Below are 21,031 nucleotides of genomic sequence, written 5' to 3'. Positions count from 1 at the left end.
GCAAAATAATAGGGATTTGAGTTACCTCTGTCAACCGCTAGTTGCTTTTAAACTTATCTGCGCTTGCCCCCAGATTTTCAAAAAATTCAGATAGTTTCTACGCAGCTTCTCCCTCAACCCATTACCGTCAGGGTTTCGATAGACAAACCTGGCGCGTTCAAACACCTTTGAATCCACAGGTATACGAAAATCGGGCATTTCATCACCAATAACATTGATAATTCTTCTGGCCACAATTTCCGGGCTGGCACCCTGCGCCAGACGATCCACCATCATGCGTTTCAGGCTACCTGTCTGCGCTCCGGCACTATCCCCCCGTACTGTCGCCGAACCAATAACAGCACTTTTTCCAATACCAGTATTGGTAGCCCCGGGTTCAAAAACCACCACCCTGACCCCATAATCTTCCAGATAAGAAGACTGCCCAAGCGACATGGCCTCAATAGCAGATCTTGATGCTGAATAAGACTCCATCAGCCCTCTTGGCTCAAAAGCCTGCGAGCTGCTGATATTCACAATCAGACCAGATTGATGTTTACGCATATAAGGCAGAACTGCACGAGTCACCCTTGCGTAGCCAACCACATTCACATTAAACATATCCAGCAGCTGATCAGGCTCAACACTCTCCACAGAGCCAACAACCAGATAGGATGCACTATTGACCAGAACATCAACTCCCGACTCCCGGTCTCCAATCATTTTTATTGCCGCATCCACAGACTCAGTATTCCCCGGGTCCATTTTAACGAGCGAGTAACCTTTATAGTCACCCACCAGATCTGACTGACGCGTTGTTCCATAAACTCTGTAGCCTTCACTGATCGCCAACTTCTCCACCAGACTCTTACCTATACCAGAAGAGGCTCCAGTGACAACAACAACCTTTGGCGCAACCTTTGGCGCAACCTTTGGCGTAACCTTTGTCGTAACGCCGGACTGCAGAAAACTCCCCAGCAGCAATAGCCCGAGCAGCCAAAAACGCATTTTCATTTGTTTAGTTCTCACTTGTAATTTTTGATAGAGAAAATAGCAGTGATTGGAGAGGCGGGCCGAGATAAAGGAAAATCGAGAGTCCTGAAACGCAAAAAGCCCGACGCATTTAAGCGTCAGGCTTTGCTTATTCTCAATAGAGAAAATGGCATCCCGTAGGGGACTCGAACCCCTGTTACTGCCGTGAAAGGGCAGTGTCCTAGGCCACTAGACGAACGGGACACAATTCTGTGTCTTTATGCTGCTGCATAAAGCCTAATTTGGAATTTCACACCCAAATCTAAACTGGAGCGGGAAACGAGACTCGCCCTTGTTATAAAGAGACGACCCCAACCTTGGCAAGGTTGTGCTTCACACCCAAATCTAAACTGGAGCGGGAAACGAGACTCGAACTCGCGACCCCAACCTTGGCAAGGTTGTGCTCTACCAACTGAGCTATTCCCGCATTGAAGATATTTTGAGACTTCTTCGAAAGTCTTGTTCTCTATAAGAGAAAATGGCATCCCGTAGGGGACTCGAACCCCTGTTACTGCCGTGAAAGGGCAGTGTCCTAGGCCACTAGACGAACGGGACACAATTCTGTGTCTTTATGCTACTGCATAAAGCCTAATTTGGAGCGGGAAACGAGACTCGCCCTTGTTATAAAGAGACGACCCCAACCTTGGCAAGGTTGTGCTTCACACCCAAATCTAAACTGGAGCGGGAAACGAGACTCGAACTCGCGACCCCAACCTTGGCAAGGTTGTGCTCTACCAACTGAGCTATTCCCGCATTGAAGATATTTTGAGACTTCTTCGAAAGTCTTGTTCTCTATAAGAGAAAATGGCATCCCGTAGGGGACTCGAACCCCTGTTACTGCCGTGAAAGGGCAGTGTCCTAGGCCACTAGACGAACGGGACACAATTCTGTGTCTTTATGCTACTGCATAAAGCCTAATTTGGAGCGGGAAACGAGACTCGCCCTTGTTATAAAGAGACGACCCCAACCTTGGCAAGGTTGTGCTTCACACCCAAATCTAAACTGGAGCGGGAAACGAGACTCGAACTCGCGACCCCAACCTTGGCAAGGTTGTGCTCTACCAACTGAGCTATTCCCGCTAATTAGTGTTTTATGACTCTACAGTCAGGCTCTCATAAGAGAAAATGGCATCCCGTAGGGGACTCGAACCCCTGTTACTGCCGTGAAAGGGCAGTGTCCTAGGCCACTAGACGAACGGGACACAATTCTGTGTCTTTATGTTGCTGCATAAAGCCTAATTTGGAGCGGGAAACGAGACTCGAACTCGCGACCCCAACCTTGGCAAGGTTGTGCTCTACCAACTGAGCTATTCCCGCAAAGTGAAAGCAATTTAACGACATCTTCAGGTCAAAACGTAATCAGTAATTACCATTAACTGACTGCGTTAAAAGAAATGGCATCCCGTAGGGGACTCGAACCCCTGTTACTGCCGTGAAAGGGCAGTGTCCTAGGCCACTAGACGAACGGGACACAATCTTTTGTGTCTTTATGTCTTAAACATAAAGCCTATATTTGGAGCGGGAAACGAGACTCGAACTCGCGACCCCAACCTTGGCAAGGTTGTGCTCTACCAACTGAGCTATTCCCGCAGCGAAGATATTTTGAGACTTCTTCAAAGTCTGGGAAACGAGACTACTCTCTAACCCGGAGGCGACCCCAACCTTAGCAAGGTTGTGCTCTACCAACTGAGCTATTCCCGCAGCGAAGATATTTTGAGACTTCTTCAAAGTCTGGGAAACGAGACTACTCTCTAACCCGGAGGCGACCCCAACCTTAGCAAGGTTGTGCTCTACCAACTGAGCTATTCCCGCAGCGAAGATATTTTGAGACTTCTTCAAAGTCTGGGAAACGAGACTACTCTCTAACCCGGAGGCGACCCCAACCTTGGCAAGGTTGTGCTCTACCAACTGAGCTATTCCCGTAAAGTGGAAGCAATTTAACGACATCTTCAGGTCAAAACGTAATCAGTAATTACCATTAACTGACTGCGCTAAAAGAAATGGCATCCCGTAGGGGACTCGAACCCCTGTTACTGCCGTGAAAGGGCAGTGTCCTAGGCCACTAGACGAACGGGACGCAAAATCATCTTCATACTCACCGTATAAAGATGCTCTTCTTCAAGAAAGAGTGGTGGAGCCTAGCGGGATCGAACCGCTGACCTCAACACTGCCAGTGTTGCGCTCTCCCAGCTGAGCTAAGGCCCCAATAGTCATGAACTTGCATAACAAAAGCGCTTATCCAGAAGGCTGTACAACTCGTTGTGAGTGGCTGCCCCCGAAACGCAGGGCGAATGATATGGATGCCCCCCTATCCTGTCAAGCATCACTTATGAAAAAACTCATGATCGTTTCAAATAGTTATAAGCGAAGCCTTGGTATATAGGGTCTACAACAGAAAATATAATTTGTTCTAATATTTTGGACAGTGACAAAAAGAGACCGAAACTCTACCGATCTCTTTTTGCGCTTTTAGTTTCTATATATAGAAGCAATAAACGACATCAGGATTCTTCTGAGCCAAGCGCTTTAAACGCCTTCTCCAGTCGTTTACTTTCTTTCTTGGAAACACCGCCGAGAACAGCAACGGCATGACGCAAACGGGCACGGGTCATATCAGCACCCAGAATTTCCATAGAGTCCATAACAGACCAGGAATTAGGAGTACCAGCAATCGCCACAAAGATAGGATGGTTAAAATCTCCCAGCTTCAGCCCCATTTCCCCGGACAGCGTTTTGATCTCGTTAAAGATATTGCCTTTGTTCCACTGACGCAGCTGCTCAAGACGCCACAGGGTAAACTGCAGAACCTTTTTCACTTCAGCTTCTTCCAGCTTTTTGTGGGCAAAGTCTTCAGCGGTCAGTTCCAGCATACCGGAGAACATGAAAGCCGCCATTGGCGCAAAATCACTCAGTCGTTCAACACGACCCTGGGCAAATGGCAGGAACTTCATAATGAAGTCTTTATTCAGCAGCCAGTTGTGCAGACGGTCGGCAAACTCTTCGGTGCTCAGGTCTTCACGAATCCAGCTGGCGTTCAGCCAGGACAGTTTTTCCTGATCAAAAATAGGGCCGCCCAGAGATACACGACTGATGTCGAAGCTTTCCAGCATTTCTTTCAAACTGAACTTTTCCCGCTCGTCAGGCATGGACCAACCCATACGACCCAGGTAGTTCAGCAGAGCTTCTGGCAGATAACCCGCATCACGATAATACGTAATACTGGTCGGATTCTTGCGCTTGGACAGTTTGCTTTTGTCCGGGTTACGCAGCAACGGCATGTGACACAGCACCGGCATTTCCCAGCCAAAGTACTTGTACAACAGTTGATGTTTAGGTGCAGAGTTAATCCACTCTTCACCACGAATAACATGGGTAATCTCCATCAGGTGATCGTCTACGACATTGGCCAGATGATAAGTCGGCATTCCATCCGCTTTCACCAGCACCTGCATATCCACCTGAGACCAGTCGATTTCGATGGTGCCTCGCAGCATATCTTCAACCTTACAGGTGCCTTCCGCAGGGATTTTCATGCGGATAACATGTTCTTCACCCGCTGTCATTTTAGCCTGAACTTCCTCTTCGCTCAGGTGCAGGCAGTGGCCATCATAACCCGGCGCCTGCTTGTTAGCGGTCTGCTCTGCACGCAGGGCATCCAGACGCTCAGAAGAACAGAAGCAACGGAATGCATGACCTTTATCCAGCAGAATCTGAGCATGTTCAGCGTAAATTTCGCGACGCTCACTCTGGCGATACGGGCCTTTATCACCACCGACATCCGGACCTTCATCCCAGTCCAGACCCAGCCAGCGCAAAGAGTCCATAATCTGTCGTTCTGACTCAAGCGTGCTGCGAGCCTGATCAGTGTCTTCAATACGAAGCAGGAATTGGCCACCCTGGCTCTTGGCAAAGGCCAGGTTGAAGAGGGCAATATAAGCGGTGCCTACATGAGGGTCGCCGGTAGGGGACGGCGCAACACGGGTACGAACTGTCATCGGAATTCCCAGTCAGAGGAATTAAAAACGATGCATTATAGCGACTGAAGAGCAATAAACCCAAGGGAAGCCAGCAAAGTCATTTGCCAGCCTGCCCCTGCCCAATTGTTATTACTTTTTTGACGATGCCATTGCCTTCAGCGATTCTCTGACATCCTTTCGCTTATGTTGCAGCTCTCTTGCAAAGAAAGTGTGGTTATTAGTCCCCAGCGAATCAGCCAGGGCCTTCAGGTGCGGTAATAATGTACAAATTGCATAGTAGTGTTTGACAGCCATCAACTCACCCGACACCTCTCCGGCATCCTGACTCAATAAGTTGCGGTTTGAATCGTGATGACGCAACCGTCCGGCACAATATTCATTCAAACTGTCACTAAGCACTTTTATCAAGTCGAACTGCTGCCTGGCATCATCAATACTCCAGACCCCTTGCGGATCCTGAAATACTCTTTGAAAATGCTTGATCCGGTCAGCCAGCAACCGCCCGACCACACGAAAGTCTGCCTGGATATACCCCTCCCTACCAGGGCTATTCTTGACACCAGAAAACTGTTCTGGAAACCTCTCTGACACTTCAGCTGGCAGGCTCATATACTGGTCGTGAGGTAAATCATCAACCTCAGCATCAGCCATTGAGGCAGCCTCTTCAGGCTGGAGCAACCCAGCCCGAAACCTGCTACTGGGTTTAAAAGCGGCAGACCAGAACAGATCCGTTACTGAATAATCATCCGATGGCTTTCTCCCGTTTCCGGTTACTATTTCCCGGACAGAAGAGTGAGCGCTATGCCTTAGCAGAGACAGCTCTTCAAGGGTTTTCTGTATCTCAGGCCTTACTGTTTTATCTTTTTTATACAGGTGTCGCTCAACGCTTTCTGCAAGAGCACCAAAGCAGGGATCAAGACTCTTTAACAGCCTGTTACCGTCTTCCTCAACGCTCTCAGATCTTTTGCCAACACTTTCAGAAGCAAACGCCCTTAACTGTTCAAGCAAAAGGGTAACAACACGGTAGGCATCCACATTAACCTGAGCTTCGCCCTCCTGGTCACACTCCATACCAAGCTGCCGGACGACTTCGGCGGGCAGTGTCACCTCGTAGAGGCCAACACCAAATAATTTTGAAATGTATCCGGATGACATATTCAGAACAGGTTCAGCAAGCGGGTCTTCAAGGGTGTTTTTTACTTGTACCGGAGAAATAATATCAACAATTTCCCTGACCGCGCTCTTTCTGTCAACACGACTTTTTTTACACAGAGGACTGCTCAAATTAAGCTTCTTAATCACTTCAGGATCGGTATGGTAGGTGTACCTGTATACCTCGCCCTCCTTCAATGGGACAAGGCTCCCGTCTTCCTGAATCAACTTTTCTTTCAGACGGGCACTGCGCTTGACTGCCAGATATTCTTCACTAACTTCCGTCTTAATTTTCTTGCTACCTGGCCCTTTATTATTCGTTTCGTAACAGGCCTTCCTTTTCTTTCTCCCCTTTCTGGCCTTTGTCACAGAAATCGAGCCTGAAGGTTTGATACTCTTACCATCCGCCAATTCGGTCTCAGGCATTGCTTCAGATATTACTTCAGGCACTTCTTCAGCCGCTATCGAAGCACCATCATCCAATTGGCCTGAACAACTACCCTCATCGTTATTCTCCTGCGGCTGGAGATAATCCCATTTGAACTTATTCTCTGGCTTCAGCTCTTCTATACGAGCTATACCTTTATCAACCGTTGACAGCCTGTGCTTCACACTATTGTATTCAAGCTCGGTAAGACCCGACACACGACGAGTATTTTCTTCATCCTGAAACGCAACCAACCAGTCATAGAGCGCTTCGTCTTTATCGTATAAACCCGCTGCGGTTAATGATGCACCCGACTCATCACAAGCAACATTTTCATTGCGAATATTGTAATATGCAAAGTAAACGCTACCGAGATCCTGTTCGTTCACATCTCTGTTCATCCAGGGGGGGACAAACGCCTTTCTGCCAATCTTATTGAGATACTCGTCATAATTAGCCTCTAAAACCGGCTTAAGCTCCTTATCCTCTTCCCGAAGTTTCCACTTCGCGACTTCAGGACTCACCACCAGCGGCAACTCTCTCCAACCCACAGGAAACAATTCAAACACATCATCCAGCCAACCCGTAATAGCCCTTTTCTGCTCATCATCAAAAGCACCTGCCTGACTGGCTTTTTCAAGCTTCATTAATGCAACAATCATGTCGTTATAGCGAGGACTGAAAGCGTTAATCGTATTGAACAGCGAAACGCCGCCACGAACAAACTGATTGTTAATTTTACACAAAGGCTCAAAAACACTCTTCCTATAGGGTTCAAACCAGTCTGGACATTCATCCGGCAACTCACATGTCGCCGCTTTAACGTCTTTTAGCTGAGAAACATGGTATTCATGCAGGAGTATTCTGGATACTGAAGTGGAGCCTTCAGCAAGGGAAGCATTATTAGAAACATTAGCGGGCTTCATAGAACGCCCTTGATACGAAACCTCCTGCTTCCCGGCAGGCTCTATAAATTTCGCCTGATCTGAAAAAACTGGGGCATTAGCCGATTTAGCACTTTCCATGATAATTCCTGTTTATATACAATCCATTCATAGACCTTTAAGACTAAAGAACTGCACATAAGTTCAATACATCTGGCTATAGCTCCCTCCCTCCCCGGTTAAGGGCGCAGCATTCAATGTCTTACCGGGCTTTTGGCAGTTGGCTATTAGCTGCTCAGACAGCCAACCACCAAAAGCTAATAGCCAACAGCGGTACATTCTAACCTTCCGTTCCCCTAAGGGAAGCAGCAGAACATAATATACCGCTGTTGGCTGTTGGCGGTTGGCGGTTGGCGGTTGGCGGTTGGCTGTACGAGCAGCTAATAGCTAAAAGCCAACAGCCCGGTAAGTTATTGAATGCTGCGCCCCTAAGACAGCACTCACTCTTGGCAGAAAGCGTGTTTTTTGACTATCTTTTCTCGAATCAAACAAATAGCAAGAAGTGACCACCCCTTGAGTTCACCAACCCCTGTAACAGGCTATCCCCTTATACCCAGCAGCAGCCACAAACCATGGCTGCTAATCACGATATTTCTGATAACAGCCATCATTACAGGCTGTAGCTCACCAGTGCTTCACAGCACAAAAGAATCACAACCGAAAGCACTGCCACAAGATGTCAATGAACTCAAAATGACAATGCTTACCGACATCGCCTCTATCATCTCCAGTGACAACGAACTTGATACCGATGTCAAAACCAGTATCGCCAGACAGGCTATATCACCACTGCGACAATCGTCGGAAATCCAGATAGCCGGAGCCGATAAAGTGACACGCCCTGTAGCCGTCAACTTCCAGAGAGCCTTCGAACAAAGCCTGATGAACAGGATCAATGAATCAACCATCACTCAGGCGACGGTCATCATTCATACCCGCAAACCCACAACACCACTGTGCAACCCACCCGGTAAATCCCTGACAGAAACGCTCCCCCCCTCCATGAGAGAAGACACCGGGAGGCGCAAAACCATTGAAGACCGAACCATTACTGTGCGTAGAATGGCAAAACAACCTGAGATAGACCTTTACGTCGCCTACACCCATGACGGACTGAACAAACGCTCACCCCGGGAGCAGGCCATCTATCGTAGCGAAGTAAACAACCCTGAAAATAGCAGCCTGCACGACTCTGAAATGACTTGTAAGAACATGCCAGATGAAATCGTTGGCGCTTCTTACGTGATGACCACACCACAAGGGCATACCCTTTACTTCGGCAATAATGGTGTACAGGCAGTTGATGGTACAGGTAATACAGTATGGCAATACTGGCTCGGCGGATTAGAGGATACTTCGGTAAACAAACGCTACCGGGAAGTTATGGAGTATTTACACAAATGTGGTCTTGACCCGAAACTGTAAGTAAACTGCATAAAAATTCACAACAGCGCCTAAGTATTTGTACTCAAATCCACAAGTTTGCCTGTGCAGGCACGATGACAAAAGCACCGAAGCACACTAAAATCTCGCCATTCACAATCCTCCCCATGCAAACACTCTCAGGTAATCACATCACCATGGATAAAGTGATCGAAACCCCGGATGCGCCTCCAGCCATCGGCCCATACTCTCAGGGTATCCAGTTTGGCAACATGATCATCACATCCGGTCAGCTGCCAATCGACCCGGAAACCGGTGAGATGGAAGAAAACACCAAGGCTCAGGCACACCAGTGCCTGAAAAATGTAAAAGCGGTTCTTGAAGCGGCTGGCAGCGGCATGGACAAAGTGCGCAAAGCAACCGTATTTGTAAAAGACATGAACGACTTCACTGATATTAATGAAGTCTACAAGCAGTACTTCACCTTCCCGTTCCCGGCTCGCAGCCTGGTAGAAGTGGCTCGCCTGCCAAAAGACGTTAAAGTCGAAATCGAAGTGATTGCTACCGCTGAATAAACGTCTACGGTAACGTCATTTGCAGAGGGGGCCGAAAGCCCCCTGATTCCATTACCACATCAGATCATCTGGAATTTCAAAGTCTTTATACCAGTCTTCTTCCTCACTGGTCAGCTCTTGTGCACTACTATCATGAATAACCACGGCCTCCGGGATGCGCTCATTAATCTTTGCCGCCACAGGTGCCGGAATAACATGAAACACTTCAGTGCCGTCCGCTTCCTGCAAAATACCAATCGCAAATAAACCGCGACTTAAACGTTCCTGCATTTCATCAGTGACATAAATCTTCTTGACCTTTTTATCGACCACAAAGTTGTAGCCAACTTCTCCCCTGTCACGAGAGATGGCGTTCGTTTCAATCAGCTGTCGAACCTGGGCCTCAATGGCTTTCTGCTGACGCTCATCTTCAAGCTTGCGATTCAGCTCCCGGTCTCGCTCTGCCTGGGCTGAACGTTGCTTTTCCAGCTCGATACGACGCTTTTCCTGCTCCGTCATTTCACCAGACTTAACTGCCTGCTTCTTCTTTTTCTTAGTCGTCGTTTTAGCTTTCAGAGCCTGCTGCTTACTCGCCAGGCCTGCTTTCATCAACTGATCTCGAAGGGATTTACTCATGAACTTCTCTTCACTCTGCCATGCAGGATAGTGACCCAGCCTGCTGCACCATTCATAAAAATAAAGATGCAATGGTAGCAATGCCATTACCAATCAGCCAGAGCACATCGTTTCCTTTGCGCAAAAAAAACGGCACCCAAAAAGGTGCCGCTTTATTACCAAGGGTGGTTTGCCACTCTAATGCACGTCTTTCCAATATTCCCGCTTGAGGAGGAAAGTAAAGATAAAGAGCAGCATCAGGAATAGCATGACATAAATACCCAGCTGCTGACGCTGCGCCTTCATTGGCTCTGCCGAGTAAGCCAGAAAATTAACCAGATCGTACATCGCCTGATCGTATTCTGCCGGAGTCATAGTGCCTTTCCGCTCAGGATCAACCGTCAGCCCGCAGACCGTCTGACCGGTCAGCGGGTCACGCTTAGTAGGGTCTTCACCTTTACAACTATCCAGCTGTACCCCCTGTAGCTGCAGCAACACATGGGGCATACCAACATCCGGGAACACCTTGTTATTCACGCCCCAGGGACGCTTTGGATCTTCATAAAAGGTTTTCAGGTAGGTATAGACCCAGTCTTCACCCCGCACTCGAGTCACCATGGTCAAATCCGGTGGTGCCGCACCAAACCAGGCCTTCCCATCTTCTTTAGTCATGGCATTGGTCATCAGGTCACCAATTTTGGCATCTTTATTAAACACCAGGTTTTCCATCATCAGATCATGGGGAATACCCAGGTCGTCCGCCACCCGCTCATAACGCTGAAACTCCGTGGAATGACAGCCACTGCAATAGTTCTGGTAAAGCGCAACACCACGCTGTAAAGACGCTTTATCCGATGGATCGGTTTCAATTTTATCCAGAGGATACCCCTCACCGCCTGCGGAAAAAGCCAATACCGAGTAAAAAGACAGCAACAGTATGAGTATTGTTTTTTTCATTAGCCGGTCACCCTTTCAGGTACAGGTTTTGTTTTCTCCATCCTTGTATAGAACGGCATTAACAGGAAGAACGCAAAATACAGCACGGTACAGACCTGGGCGATCAGGGTGTAAGTCTCTGTCGCAGGCTGGGTGCCAAGCCAGGTCAGAAGAATAAATACCAGCGCGAAAGTGACGATGGCCACTTTGCTGATAATTCCCTTATAGCGAATCGACCTGACACGACTACGATCCAGCCAGGGCAGCACAAACAGTATGGCAATCGCTGCCCCCATCGCGATAAAGCCACCCAGCTTCGAATCGATAGGCCCGACATCAAAAGTAATAGCCCGCAGAATGGAATAGAACGCCCCGAAGTACCAGACCGGCGCAATATGCTCTGGCGTTTTCAGTGAATCTGCCATTTCAAAATTAGCGTGCTCCAGGAAGAAACCACCCATCTCCGGCATAAAGAAAATCACGCCACAGAAGACAAACAGGAAAACCGCCACGCCTACCAAATCTTTCACGGTGTAATAAGGATGGAAAGGAATGCCATCCAGGGGAATACCATCAGGGCCTTTGTTTTTCTTAATGTCGACACCATCAGGGTTATTGGAGCCCACCTCATGCAAAGCCAGGATATGCAGCACAACCAGACCCAGAATAACGATAGGAAGGGCAACGACGTGCAGGGCAAAAAAGCGGTTCAGGGTAATGCCTGAGATCAGGAAGTCACCACGAACCCACTGTTGCAGATCGGCCCCAATCAATGGAATCGCACCAAACAGTGAGATAATAACCTGGGCACCCCAGTAAGACATCTGCCCCCATGGCAGCATGTAACCCATAAAGGCTTCAGCCATCAGGGCCAGATAAATGGCCATACCAAATATCCAGATAAGCTCTCTCGGCGTCTGATATGAGCCATAGAGAAGCCCCCGGAACATATGGCAATAAACCACAATGAAGAAAAATGAAGCACCGGTTGAATGCATGTAGCGAATCAGCCAGCCATATTCCACATCACGCATGATGTACTCAACAGAAGCAAAGGCTTTTTCCGCATCCGGCACATAGCTCATGGTCAGCCAGATACCGGTCAGCAACTGGTTAACCAGCACCAGCAGTGCCAGCGAGCCAAAGAAATACCAGACATTAAAATTTTTCGGGGCATAATATTTGGCCAGGTGATCTTCCCAGGCTCGCACCACAGGAAGCCGGTCATTGACCCAGTTCAGCAGGCTATTCATCATGCATTCTCCTTATCCTTACCAATGATGATGACCGTATCGCTTTCATAGCTGTAGGGCGGCACCACAAGGTTCGTAGGAGCAGGTACACCTTTATAAACGCGGCCAGCCAGATCGAATTTCGAGCCATGACAGGGACAGTGATACCCCCCTTTCCATTCAGCATCGAACTCCATGGGTTTGACTTCAGGCAGGTATTTGGGAGAACAGCCAAGATGGGTACACAGCCCCACCAGAATAAGGTATTCATCTTTGATGGAACGGTATTCGTTTTTAGCGTAATCGGGCTGTTCTGATTTATCGGAATCCGGATCCCGGAGCATTGCGTCAACCGCGCGGATTTCCTGCAACATATCCGGGGTTCGACGAACCACAAAAACGGGCTTACCCCGCCACTCTACTACAATCTGCTGTCCCGGCTCGAGCTTACTGAGATTTACCTTCACGGGAGCACCTGCGGCCTTAGCCTTAGCGCTTGGACTCCATGATTTGATAAAAGGTATAGCAACCCCGACAGCTCCGGCAGCCCCCACCACCGAAGTTGCAGCCACGAGAAAGCGGCGTCGGCCAGTGTTTACGCCGTTATCACTCATTAACCTACTCTCCCCATCCGGGCGATTGTGCCCATTGACTTCTTTTTGTTCATGGGTGGGATATTAGCATGTATTTCCACTTACCCACCGAGCGTAGTGGTACGTAATGATACTGCTTTTGGAGCTTTCTAAAAAGGTTTGCCTCTATATTTCTGAGGGCCTTGTACAACTGGCAACCAGGTAGACCTGTATTCACAAATGGCCTTGCTCACTATTGAGCCAGTTCGACAACACTGCTATCAGTACAATAACCAACATCCTCATCAACTGTACCCTCGTCACCCTCAAAGACAACGCTCTCATTATCGCTATCAATCTCAAGCACGTCATTCGTCTCGAAAAATGCATAGTCTGGATCTGAAGGAATCCTGTAATCGTACACGTACCCATGGGTATTGCATGTAAGCATCAGGTCTCCGTCTGAGGTTCTGGCTAGAATTGAATAAGAATCTATTGGAAACCCCTGAAAGGAAATCATTCGAATATCGAGTATTTCGTAAATTTCAACTCCTTCAGTACAATGAATGCCAATACTCAGCTGATGCCCTTCGTCAGTATTTATAACAAATGTGTTATCTATAAGCTCATCATCCCATGAAAACAGAGCTGAAGCGTTAAGCCAGAGGACGCTCACCAGCAGTAGAGGCCTTTTCATAATCCATCCACAGAAAGTCAATGATAAAATCAGGCATAACGATAGAAAATACTTTAGAAATGGCAAAAAAAATGCCTGCATAAAGCAGGCATTTTTTTTGCGCTGTTCCCGAAACGAGAACGGCAGAGAAAACGTCCGAAGACGTATTCCCATTAACGCTTGGAGAACTGTGGACGCTTACGCGCTTTGCGCAGACCAACCTTCTTACGCTCAACTTCACGAGCATCACGGGTAACGTAACCCGCTTTGCGCAGAGTAGGACGCAGAGATTCGTCGTACTGCATCAGGGCACGGGTGATACCGTGACGGATCGCACCAGCCTGACCAGAACCACCACCACCGGAAACGGTGATTTTGATGTCGAACTTCTCGAGCAGTTCAGTCAGTTCCAGAGGCTGACGTACTACCATGCGAGCAGTTTCACGACCAAAGTACTCGTCCAGGGAGCGACCGTTAACAACGATGCTGCCAGAGCCAGACTTCAGAAATACGCGAGCGGTAGAAGACTTACGACGTCCAGTACCGTAGTATTGTGTCACAGACATGACTACCCCCGATTAAATTTCCAGTTGCTTTGGCTGCTGTGCAGTGTGCTTGTGCTCGGCACCAGCGTACACTTTCAGCTTGCTGAACATAGCGCGACCCAGAGGACCACGTGGCAGCATGCCTTTAACAGCAGTTTCGATAACCATCTCTGGCTTGTGAGCGATCAGTTTTTCGAAGCTCATGGACTTCAGACCGCCAACGTAACCAGTATGACGATGGTACATCTTATCAGTAGCTTTACGGCCAGATACGTGTACCTTCTCAGCGTTTACAACAACGATGTAGTCACCGGTGTCAACGTGAGGGGTGTATTCAGGCTTGTGCTTACCGCGCAGACGGGAAGCAATCTCGGTAGCCAGACGACCCAGGGTTTTGCCCTCAGCGTCTACTACGTACCAGTCACGTTTTACAGTTTCTGGCTTTGCACTAAAAGTTTTCATTAAATTCGCCTCAAGAGTATTACAGATGCAATACCTGTTCTTACTTGGCCGTTCCTGCGCAGCGTGAACCTTGCAGAATTAGAAACCAGGCTAATAGTTCCCGAATCGGCCTGCTCAAACATTGGGCGCTCAATTGGGAAACGGGAGCCGTATTATAGCGGCTGAAAACAGGAAAAAAACCCCTGTTGAGGTAATTATCTGGACAAATTAGCCAATTACGGATAGAGCCGGGTGAAATATGACATTTATTGCTATTGAAATGATCGACGGCTCTACCATTGGAGTACCCTGTACCTGAAAGGCTCTTTAAGGCGAAGGACGTTCAGTGGAAATCATGTAGTCATGCAAGCTTCGTCTACATCGTTTAAAGATTTCGATAGAATAAATACTTACCAATAAAGCTGAAAAGTAGATACAACAAATTTCATCACTATCAAAATCAGCCCCTAAACTAGCAATCAAGCCAGTCCAACCAGCAATCAAGCCAGCCCAACCAATGACATAAGAACTTATTTTTATGACTGGATTATCAACAGTAGTAACATCGTAACCCATAGCAACACCAACAGAAGCAATCGCACCTCCAGCAGCACTGCGAATATAACCGCTATCAGCAACTGTATAAGCAACAGTAGCGCAACAAGCACCAGCAATAACAGGAATACTGGATGATAGTCCTTTAATCATTCGTTCACGCAATGATGTGATGGGAGATGGGCTGGGCTTTAATGATTTTATATCTCCGCGGCAATAGGGACATTTAGGGTTTTCATCCTTCAGAACTTCATTAACACACCTACCGCAGAACACATGCTTCCAATGGCAAGGCGGAACAATCATCTTATGTTCATGATCGTCATAATTCTCATTGCAAATTGGACATTCCAACTGACTGCCATTACCCGCTCCTGCCGCAACACTCTCTATAGTTCCCATAACCCTGGTCCTTGATTGAATTCCATTTCCTGCTTGGACTCAAAATTCACCGACAAGTTCCGCCGAAGCCAATACACTACTCAAGCAGGCAAGGAAATTGCCATCACCCGGAAGCTGGTCTGAAGAGAGCACAAACCTCTGCCTGTCATGACAACAAGAACTGACATCAGGTCCACAAACCGCTAGAATCCCGCCACCCCCTGACAGACCTAAAGACCGGAACACAGCACAATGCGTGACTTTATTATCGCTCCCAGCATTCTTTCTGCCGATTTTGCCCGCCTGGGCGAAGAAGTGGATCAGGTGATCGAAGCCGGAGCCGACTGGGTTCACTTCGATGTGATGGACAATCACTATGTCCCGAACCTGACCATCGGCCCGATGGTCTGCAAGGCTCTGCGTAACCACGGTGTGAGAGCCCCGATTGACGTACACCTGATGGTCAACCCGGTAGATCGCCTTATCCCGGATTTTATTGAAGCCGGTGCCAGTATGATCACCTTCCACCCGGAAGCGTCCCAGCACGTCGACCGCACCTTGCAGATGATCCGTGAGAATGGCTGTAAGGCGGGCCTGGTACTGAACCCTGCCACCAGCCCCGACATTATTGAATACGTGATCGACAAGCTGGATATGATCCTGCTGATGTCTGTAAACCCTGGCTTCGGCGGTCAGAAGTTTATTCCTTCTACCCTGAAAAAGCTGCGCAGAGTTCGCAAGATGATTGATGACAGCGGCCTGGAGATCCGTCTGGAAGTTGATGGTGGCGTAAGCGTCCAGAATATCCGCCAGATTGCCGAAGCCGGTGCTGATGCATTTGTTGCAGGTTCTGCCATCTTTAATGCCGACGACTACAAAGCCGTAATTAGCCAGATGCGTGAAGAACTGTCCAAGGCTGATCCGGTTTAATTTAACAGGCTCCTATCAGGTAGCGATCTATCAGGTAATAGAAAGACATGAAACTGACTGAATTCACAGCAGGCGACCTGCCACAGCTGATCATGTACGATCTGGACGGAACGCTGGTCGACAGTATTCCCGATCTGGCTATCTCCATTGATGCCATGCTGGACGATATGAACCTGCCGAAAGCCGGTGAAGACAAGGTGCGCCTGTGGGTGGGTAACGGTATCCCTTCACTGGTAAAGCGCGCCCTGGTTGACGATATGGCGGGCGACCAGCCCGGCATTGTCAGCCGTGAGGTGTTTATTAAGGCATACGACAACTTTAAGCACCACTACGCCATCGAAGTGGGCCAGCACAGTCACCTCTACCCCGGCGTCAAAGACTTTCTTCAGGCCATGGCTGACAACGGCGTAAAGCAGGCGATTGTCACCAACAAGTCCGAGTTTTTCACTGAAAAACTGCTGCAAATGATGGGCATTGATCAGTTCTTCGAAATCAGTCTGGGCGGTGACAGCCTGGACGAGAAAAAGCCTCACCCTCTGCCACTGCTGCACGCTATTGAAAAGACTGAAGCCAGTCAGAATACAGCTCTGATGATTGGCGACTCCAGCAACGATATCAAAGCAGCCCGGGCTGCCGGTGTGAAAGTGATCGCCCTGCCCTATGGCTACAACCATGGTGTACCGATTGAAGCCTCAAATCCTGATCTGATTGTTCCGACTCTGGACAAGCTACTCTGACTGTCGCCTCTGGCTCTGGCAACAGGATGCCGGGAGGGGGCGACTCTCCTCCTGCATACCTGCTCTGAAATGTACTTTCGTACGCCCTTGCGGGCATTTGCAATACATACGACAGTCGTATACCCTTTTGAACTCGAAGTTATTCATAAACTGGTCAATCCAGTGCCAGCCCCTGATGGCTGGCAACGTTCAACTGACATAGCGTGGAGTCAGCAGTGAATCACTGTGACATGGTGCCAAACAGCCCTTCCTCTCAAGCTATCCCTTCCTGGCGATGGTCTGCCTGGCCTTGCGCCTGAAAATGTGCCTGAAATTTATCTGACCCAGTGTCGCACCCCGTTTTAGAAGCAGCCCAGTGTTGACAAGCATCACCCACATTGATGACCGTTTCAAAACAAACCGTTACAAACAAGAGACTGTTATGACGCCTGAAGCTTTCTTGCGTCTGGCCCGTGAAGGATACAATCGCATTCCCGTAACCCGGGAAATCCTGGCGGACCTGGACACACCGTTAACCACTTATCTCAAACTGGCCAATGGCCGTTATTCCTATCTGCTGGAGTCTGTTGAGGGCGGAGAGAAGTGGGGTCGCTACTCAATGATCGGCCTGCCCTGCCGCAGTGTTCTCAGGGTTCATGGACAGACCATTACCCTGGAAACAGAGGGTGAAATTGTTGAACGCCATGAAAGCGATGACCCACTGGCTTTTATTAATCGCTTTAAAGATCGCTATAAAATGCCAGAGCTGCCAGAACTGCCCCGCTTTACCGGCGGACTGGTGGGTTACTTTGCTTACGATACCGTCCGCTATATTGAACCCCGCCTGAAACACTCCGCCCCCTACGATGAACTGGGAACCCCGGATATTCTGCTGATGATTTCCGATGAACTGGTGGTGTTCGATAACCTCAGCGGTAAACTGATTCTGGTCACCCACGCCGACGCTTCCGATGAAGCGGCTCTTGCCAAAGCAGAATACCGCCTGGATGACCTGGTTCGCCGCCTGCAGACCACTAACGTCCAGGCACCCGTTCAGGCCTCTCTGAATCCAGTCACCGAAGAAGACTTTCAATCGGTTTTTGGCGAAGCACCCTTTAAGGCGGCTGTAGAAACTATCCGTCAGTATATTCTGGCCGGCGATGCCATGCAGGTTGTGCCTTCCCAGCGCATGACCATCCCTTACGACAGCTCACCCCTGAACCTGTACCGCGCCCTGCGTAGTACAAACCCATCGCCGTATATGTACTACATGGACCTGGGGGACTTTCACGTTGTCGGCTCATCGCCGGAAATCCTTGCCCGCCTGGAAGACGGAGAGATCACCGTGCGTCCGATTGCCGGTACTCGCAAACGGGGCGAAAGCGAAGAAAAAGACCGGGTTCTGGAGCAGGAACTGCTGAATGATCCCAAGGAGCTCGCTGAACATCTGATGCTGATCGATCTTGGTAGAAACGACGTTGGTCGTGTAGCTCAAACCGGTTCCGTGACCCTGACCGACAAAATGATTGTCGAACGTTACTCCCACGTTATGCATATTGTTTCCAACGTCACTGGTCGCCTGAAACCCGGGCTGGACGCCATCGACGTACTCAGGGCCACCCTGCCAGCAGGCACCCTGAGCGGAGCCCCCAAAGTACGTGCCATGGAAATCATTGATGAACTGGAACCGGTAAAGCGTGGTGTCTACGGTGGTGCGGTAGGTTATCTTGGCTGGAACGGTAATATGGATACCGCCATTGCCATCCGAACGGCGGTAATCAAAGATCGTCAACTACACGTTCAGGCCGGTGCCGGCGTCGTCGCAGACTCGGTGCCGGAGCTGGAATGGAAAGAAACCATGAATAAAGGCAGGGCTCTGTTCCGTGCCGTTGCCATGGCACAAACGGGTTTCCTGACACGCACCTGATTTACTGAATTTTTCCCGGGGTACAAATTAAAATAAGTACCCCTCTGCTCATTAGCAAAAAAAAACACCTTTGATATCACTGAAACACTACACTGTTACCTCTCAGAAAAATGTTGAAATTGAGGTATTCCATGACCGGCAGTTTATTTCAATATCAGACCGTCAGATGGTCACTCGCCGTTTTACTTATTCTCCAGGCACTCTCTGCCAAAACAGACACCCCCTACTGGCCTGACTTTATTCCTTACACTCCTGTTAAATCAATAAACGACGAATTTAAGAAGTTAGTTTTGGATCAGCCGGATGCAATATCACCATACGATATAAATAATTCCAGCACCCTTTTGTTAGCGCCAGACAATGACGCTATGGATAATGAGTACAGAATCAAGTTTCAGGGAATTATTACTGTTGACGCTTCACCTGAAAGCGGTGTAACGCCTGGGTACCAATACGATTTTCAACATCAAAATACGACAGTAATTATTGAGTCTGACAAACCGACACTGATCACTTATGATAACAGAAACGGTCAGATCATTGACTTGCAGGGCAAAGGTTGTTTTCTGGCGGATATAACAGCCGCCGAAAAAAAGACCCTGAAAGGTTTTCCGGAAAAGTTAATCAGTGAGTTATATATCGACACTGCTGGCAGCTTTTTTCACCCCGACAGGCTGATACAGGTCTACATGATGTCGGCTACAAGCGGAGGTGATGGAAATCAGGGTAATGACAGAAAAGGAACAAACAATAACAATAAACCAGAGAAACCAGAGAAACCAGACACTTCGAGCAAGCCGCCGATTTGTGATAAGTGCAAAACACCGAGGTATGATGTTGATTTTCATGACGGAGACTTTGGACAACTCTTCGTTCCGCTTAACATCGGTGCTGCCAGGCGTCGTTCAGAAGCTCTCATGTCATCGTGTTCGGCTTATTCCTCTTTACATTATACCGCTTCTCTGTTTCACCCCGGTAGTGTCAATAGGCTGGAAAGTTATCCTCCCTGCTCATTTTATGCAAAGCTTGACCATCGAAACCCAAGCCAACCAGCTATAGGCTGCAACGCTGCTGCCGTACTCGCAGCAATAACCCTTTGGAGTCGCATGCCTGCAAGCACGCGAGACAATAATCCGCCCGTGCTTTCGCTTGGTCCCAACAGTGGCGAGGATTCAGGCTACTCTGAAGGTAACTCAGCCTACTCTCAAGATGACCCAGCCGAGTCTCAAGATGATTCGCCCAACACTGAAGAAGGTTCGCCCCATTCTGAAGAAGAGGAACAACCAAATCGCTGCATTACTCAATGATTCCGCTGCCTGTTGTCAACTTATTCTGATTTTAAGAATTCAGACTCCCGGGTCGCCTGTCCCTCAAATAAAGAACACCTCTGCCAGCTGTGGTATATTCCGGTACCCTGAAGCTTAAGGTTTGAACAGTACGGAACTGAAATAAGCATGCTGCTAATGATCGACAACTACGACTCCTTTACCTGGAATCTGGTGCAGTACTTTGGCGAACTGGGTGCCAGGGTTGAAGTGCATCGTAACGATGAAATCACCATCGCTGATATTGAAAAGCTCAACCCGGAACGGATTGTTATTTCACCCGGCCCCTGCACACCCAATGAAGCCGGTGTATCCATGGAGGCCATTCACCGCTTTCAGGGTGAAATACCGATACTGGGCGTTTGCCTCGGACACCAGAGTATCGGACAGGTCTACGGCGGCAAAGTGGTCAGGGCGCGTCAGGTGATGCACGGCAAAACCTCTCCCATCTACCACAAAAATGAAGGCGTTTTTGCCGGACTGCCCAGCCCGGTCACCACCACCCGTTACCACTCCCTGATTATTGAAAGAGAATCACTCCCGGACTGTCTGGAAGTCACCGCCTGGACGCAGTTTGATGATGGCCGGGAAGATGAAATCATGGGCGTACGCCACAAAACCTTGCCCGTTGAAGGGGTACAGTTCCATCCGGAGTCCATTATGACCCTTAATGGTCATGACATGCTGGCAAACTTTCTGAAGATCTGAGGAAAGCAACTCTGACGAGAGCAAC

At 48.8% G+C, this 21,031-nt stretch carries 19 protein-coding genes and 14 tRNA genes; 7 read left to right on the top strand and 26 right to left on the bottom strand.

Annotated features, from left to right (window positions below):
* Positions 1 to 30 precede the first annotated feature (30 nt).
* The 17 genes from NX720_RS19175 to NX720_RS19095 all read right to left on the bottom strand — a co-directional run bounded on the left by NX720_RS19175 (position 31) and on the right by NX720_RS19095 (position 7,591).
* Complete coding sequence (locus tag NX720_RS19175; RefSeq protein WP_262596755.1) at positions 31 to 993, bottom strand: SDR family NAD(P)-dependent oxidoreductase; 963 nt, start codon at positions 991 to 993, stop codon at positions 31 to 33.
* A 146-nt stretch (positions 994 to 1,139) separates the two neighbouring features.
* Positions 1,140 to 1,215: transfer RNA gene (locus tag NX720_RS19170), tRNA-Glu, on the bottom strand.
* 147 nt (positions 1,216 to 1,362) lie between these two features.
* Positions 1,363 to 1,438 (bottom strand) — tRNA-Gly (locus tag NX720_RS19165).
* A 52-nt stretch (positions 1,439 to 1,490) separates the two neighbouring features.
* Positions 1,491 to 1,566 (bottom strand) — tRNA-Glu (locus tag NX720_RS19160).
* Positions 1,567 to 1,688: 122 nt separating this feature from the next.
* Positions 1,689 to 1,764 (bottom strand) — tRNA-Gly (locus tag NX720_RS19155).
* A gap of 52 nt (positions 1,765 to 1,816) precedes the next feature.
* Positions 1,817 to 1,892 (bottom strand) — tRNA-Glu (locus NX720_RS19150).
* Positions 1,893 to 2,014: 122 nt separating this feature from the next.
* Positions 2,015 to 2,090 (bottom strand) — tRNA-Gly (locus tag NX720_RS19145).
* Positions 2,091 to 2,136: 46 nt separating this feature from the next.
* A tRNA-Glu gene (locus tag NX720_RS19140) sits at positions 2,137 to 2,212 on the bottom strand.
* Positions 2,213 to 2,251: 39 nt separating this feature from the next.
* Positions 2,252 to 2,327, bottom strand: a tRNA-Gly gene (locus NX720_RS19135).
* A gap of 78 nt (positions 2,328 to 2,405) precedes the next feature.
* Positions 2,406 to 2,481, bottom strand: a tRNA-Glu gene (locus NX720_RS19130).
* A gap of 43 nt (positions 2,482 to 2,524) precedes the next feature.
* Positions 2,525 to 2,600: transfer RNA gene (locus tag NX720_RS19125), tRNA-Gly, on the bottom strand.
* A 31-nt stretch (positions 2,601 to 2,631) separates the two neighbouring features.
* Positions 2,632 to 2,709 (bottom strand) — tRNA-Ser (locus NX720_RS19120).
* Between the two features lie 33 nt (positions 2,710 to 2,742).
* A tRNA-Ser gene (locus tag NX720_RS19115) sits at positions 2,743 to 2,820 on the bottom strand.
* Between the two features lie 191 nt (positions 2,821 to 3,011).
* Positions 3,012 to 3,087, bottom strand: a tRNA-Glu gene (locus NX720_RS19110).
* Positions 3,088 to 3,139: 52 nt separating this feature from the next.
* A tRNA-Ala gene (locus tag NX720_RS19105) sits at positions 3,140 to 3,215 on the bottom strand.
* Positions 3,216 to 3,511: 296 nt separating this feature from the next.
* Positions 3,512 to 5,005, bottom strand: coding sequence for a glutamate--tRNA ligase (gltX, locus tag NX720_RS19100; RefSeq protein WP_262596753.1), 1,494 nt, complete (start codon positions 5,003 to 5,005; stop codon positions 3,512 to 3,514).
* Between the two features lie 111 nt (positions 5,006 to 5,116).
* The gene (locus NX720_RS19095; RefSeq protein WP_262596752.1) at positions 5,117 to 7,591 is read right to left on the bottom strand and encodes a hypothetical protein; all 2,475 of its coding nucleotides are present in this window, start codon (positions 7,589 to 7,591) and stop codon (positions 5,117 to 5,119) included.
* Between the two features lie 612 nt (positions 7,592 to 8,203).
* Here NX720_RS19095 and NX720_RS19090 point away from each other — a divergent pair.
* Positions 8,204 to 8,935, top strand: coding sequence for a hypothetical protein (locus NX720_RS19090; RefSeq protein ID WP_262596749.1), 732 nt, complete (start codon positions 8,204 to 8,206; stop codon positions 8,933 to 8,935).
* A gap of 125 nt (positions 8,936 to 9,060) precedes the next feature.
* Positions 9,061 to 9,468 carry a RidA family protein gene (locus NX720_RS19085; RefSeq protein WP_404831008.1) on the top strand — a complete coding sequence of 136 codons (408 nt, stop codon included), beginning with the start codon at positions 9,061 to 9,063 and terminating at the stop codon, positions 9,466 to 9,468.
* 51 nt (positions 9,469 to 9,519) lie between these two features.
* Here NX720_RS19085 and NX720_RS19080 read toward each other — a convergent pair whose 3' ends face one another.
* The 9 genes from NX720_RS19080 to NX720_RS19040 all read right to left on the bottom strand — a co-directional run bounded on the left by NX720_RS19080 (position 9,520) and on the right by NX720_RS19040 (position 15,421).
* Positions 9,520 to 10,083 carry a DUF2058 domain-containing protein gene (locus NX720_RS19080; RefSeq protein WP_262596747.1) on the bottom strand — a complete coding sequence of 188 codons (564 nt, stop codon included), beginning with the start codon at positions 10,081 to 10,083 and terminating at the stop codon, positions 9,520 to 9,522.
* 52 nt (positions 10,084 to 10,135) lie between these two features.
* Entirely contained in the window at positions 10,136 to 10,279 is a 144-nt protein-coding gene (locus NX720_RS19075; RefSeq protein WP_262596745.1) for a hypothetical protein, read from the bottom strand.
* Entirely contained in the window at positions 10,261 to 11,019 is a 759-nt protein-coding gene (locus tag NX720_RS19070; protein ID WP_262596743.1) for a cytochrome c1, read from the bottom strand. The genes NX720_RS19075 and NX720_RS19070 overlap by 19 nt, the downstream gene beginning before the upstream one ends.
* The gene (locus NX720_RS19065) at positions 11,019 to 12,254 is read right to left on the bottom strand and encodes a cytochrome b (protein ID WP_262596741.1); all 1,236 of its coding nucleotides are present in this window, start codon (positions 12,252 to 12,254) and stop codon (positions 11,019 to 11,021) included. The genes NX720_RS19070 and NX720_RS19065 overlap by 1 nt, the downstream gene beginning before the upstream one ends.
* Positions 12,251 to 12,844, bottom strand: a complete 594-nt coding sequence (gene petA / locus NX720_RS19060; protein ID WP_262596739.1) for a ubiquinol-cytochrome c reductase iron-sulfur subunit — start codon at positions 12,842 to 12,844, stop codon at positions 12,251 to 12,253. Before petA ends, NX720_RS19065 begins: the two co-directional genes overlap by 4 nt.
* 211 nt (positions 12,845 to 13,055) lie before the next feature.
* Positions 13,056 to 13,499, bottom strand: coding sequence for a hypothetical protein (locus NX720_RS19055; protein WP_262596737.1), 444 nt, complete (start codon positions 13,497 to 13,499; stop codon positions 13,056 to 13,058).
* A gap of 152 nt (positions 13,500 to 13,651) precedes the next feature.
* Positions 13,652 to 14,044, bottom strand: a complete 393-nt coding sequence (gene rpsI / locus NX720_RS19050; RefSeq protein WP_262566283.1) for a 30S ribosomal protein S9 — start codon at positions 14,042 to 14,044, stop codon at positions 13,652 to 13,654.
* A gap of 12 nt (positions 14,045 to 14,056) precedes the next feature.
* Positions 14,057 to 14,485 carry a 50S ribosomal protein L13 gene (gene rplM, locus NX720_RS19045; protein ID WP_262596735.1) on the bottom strand — a complete coding sequence of 143 codons (429 nt, stop codon included), beginning with the start codon at positions 14,483 to 14,485 and terminating at the stop codon, positions 14,057 to 14,059.
* Between the two features lie 306 nt (positions 14,486 to 14,791).
* Positions 14,792 to 15,421 (bottom strand): RING finger protein, encoded by a 630-nt coding sequence (locus NX720_RS19040; RefSeq protein WP_262596734.1) that lies wholly within the window; start codon positions 15,419 to 15,421, stop codon positions 14,792 to 14,794.
* Positions 15,422 to 15,652: 231 nt separating this feature from the next.
* On the opposite strand from NX720_RS19040, the gene rpe reads away from it, so the two are divergent.
* From rpe to NX720_RS19015, 5 genes are all read left to right on the top strand, one after another.
* Positions 15,653 to 16,330 (top strand): ribulose-phosphate 3-epimerase, encoded by a 678-nt coding sequence (gene rpe, locus NX720_RS19035; protein WP_262596732.1) that lies wholly within the window; start codon positions 15,653 to 15,655, stop codon positions 16,328 to 16,330.
* A 47-nt stretch (positions 16,331 to 16,377) separates the two neighbouring features.
* On the top strand, positions 16,378 to 17,067 hold the full coding sequence (locus NX720_RS19030; protein ID WP_262596730.1) for a phosphoglycolate phosphatase: 690 nt from the start codon (positions 16,378 to 16,380) through the stop codon (positions 17,065 to 17,067).
* A gap of 421 nt (positions 17,068 to 17,488) precedes the next feature.
* Positions 17,489 to 18,973, top strand: coding sequence for an anthranilate synthase component I (gene trpE / locus NX720_RS19025; RefSeq protein ID WP_262601610.1), 1,485 nt, complete (start codon positions 17,489 to 17,491; stop codon positions 18,971 to 18,973).
* Between the two features lie 131 nt (positions 18,974 to 19,104).
* A complete protein-coding gene (locus NX720_RS19020) occupies positions 19,105 to 20,280 on the top strand; it encodes a hypothetical protein (RefSeq protein ID WP_262596728.1) in 1,176 nt (391 codons plus the stop codon).
* A gap of 147 nt (positions 20,281 to 20,427) precedes the next feature.
* Positions 20,428 to 21,006, top strand: a complete 579-nt coding sequence (locus NX720_RS19015; protein WP_262596727.1) for an anthranilate synthase component II — start codon at positions 20,428 to 20,430, stop codon at positions 21,004 to 21,006.
* Positions 21,007 to 21,031: the final 25 nt, after the last annotated feature.

This window comes from Endozoicomonas euniceicola (assembly GCF_025562755.1).
GTDB lineage: Bacteria > Pseudomonadota > Gammaproteobacteria > Pseudomonadales > Endozoicomonadaceae > Endozoicomonas_A > Endozoicomonas_A euniceicola.
This window is presented reverse-complemented; position numbering and strand designations above follow the sequence as displayed.

What these genes read in the sequence shown, in the direction of transcription:
- NX720_RS19175 (WP_262596755.1), bottom strand. Translation starts at nt 993, where the DNA reads ATGAAAATGCGTTTTTGGCTGCTCGGGCTATTGCTGCTGGGGAGTTTT.
- gltX (WP_262596753.1), bottom strand. Translation starts at nt 5,005, where the DNA reads ATGACAGTTCGTACCCGTGTTGCGCCGTCCCCTACCGGCGACCCTCAT.
- NX720_RS19095 (WP_262596752.1), bottom strand. Translation starts at nt 7,591, where the DNA reads ATGGAAAGTGCTAAATCGGCTAATGCCCCAGTTTTTTCAGATCAGGCG.
- NX720_RS19090 (WP_262596749.1), top strand. Translation starts at nt 8,204, where the DNA reads ATGACAATGCTTACCGACATCGCCTCTATCATCTCCAGTGACAACGAA.
- NX720_RS19085 (WP_404831008.1), top strand. Translation starts at nt 9,061, where the DNA reads ATGCAAACACTCTCAGGTAATCACATCACCATGGATAAAGTGATCGAA.
- NX720_RS19080 (WP_262596747.1), bottom strand. Translation starts at nt 10,083, where the DNA reads ATGAGTAAATCCCTTCGAGATCAGTTGATGAAAGCAGGCCTGGCGAGT.
- NX720_RS19070 (WP_262596743.1), bottom strand. Translation starts at nt 11,019, where the DNA reads ATGAAAAAAACAATACTCATACTGTTGCTGTCTTTTTACTCGGTATTG.
- NX720_RS19065 (WP_262596741.1), bottom strand. Translation starts at nt 12,254, where the DNA reads ATGATGAATAGCCTGCTGAACTGGGTCAATGACCGGCTTCCTGTGGTG.
- petA (WP_262596739.1), bottom strand. Translation starts at nt 12,844, where the DNA reads ATGAGTGATAACGGCGTAAACACTGGCCGACGCCGCTTTCTCGTGGCT.
- NX720_RS19055 (WP_262596737.1), bottom strand. Translation starts at nt 13,499, where the DNA reads ATGAAAAGGCCTCTACTGCTGGTGAGCGTCCTCTGGCTTAACGCTTCA.
- rpsI (WP_262566283.1), bottom strand. Translation starts at nt 14,044, where the DNA reads ATGTCTGTGACACAATACTACGGTACTGGACGTCGTAAGTCTTCTACC.
- rplM (WP_262596735.1), bottom strand. Translation starts at nt 14,485, where the DNA reads ATGAAAACTTTTAGTGCAAAGCCAGAAACTGTAAAACGTGACTGGTAC.
- NX720_RS19040 (WP_262596734.1), bottom strand. Translation starts at nt 15,421, where the DNA reads ATGGGAACTATAGAGAGTGTTGCGGCAGGAGCGGGTAATGGCAGTCAG.
- rpe (WP_262596732.1), top strand. Translation starts at nt 15,653, where the DNA reads ATGCGTGACTTTATTATCGCTCCCAGCATTCTTTCTGCCGATTTTGCC.
- NX720_RS19030 (WP_262596730.1), top strand. Translation starts at nt 16,378, where the DNA reads ATGAAACTGACTGAATTCACAGCAGGCGACCTGCCACAGCTGATCATG.
- trpE (WP_262601610.1), top strand. Translation starts at nt 17,489, where the DNA reads ATGACGCCTGAAGCTTTCTTGCGTCTGGCCCGTGAAGGATACAATCGC.
- NX720_RS19020 (WP_262596728.1), top strand. Translation starts at nt 19,105, where the DNA reads ATGACCGGCAGTTTATTTCAATATCAGACCGTCAGATGGTCACTCGCC.
- NX720_RS19015 (WP_262596727.1), top strand. Translation starts at nt 20,428, where the DNA reads ATGCTGCTAATGATCGACAACTACGACTCCTTTACCTGGAATCTGGTG.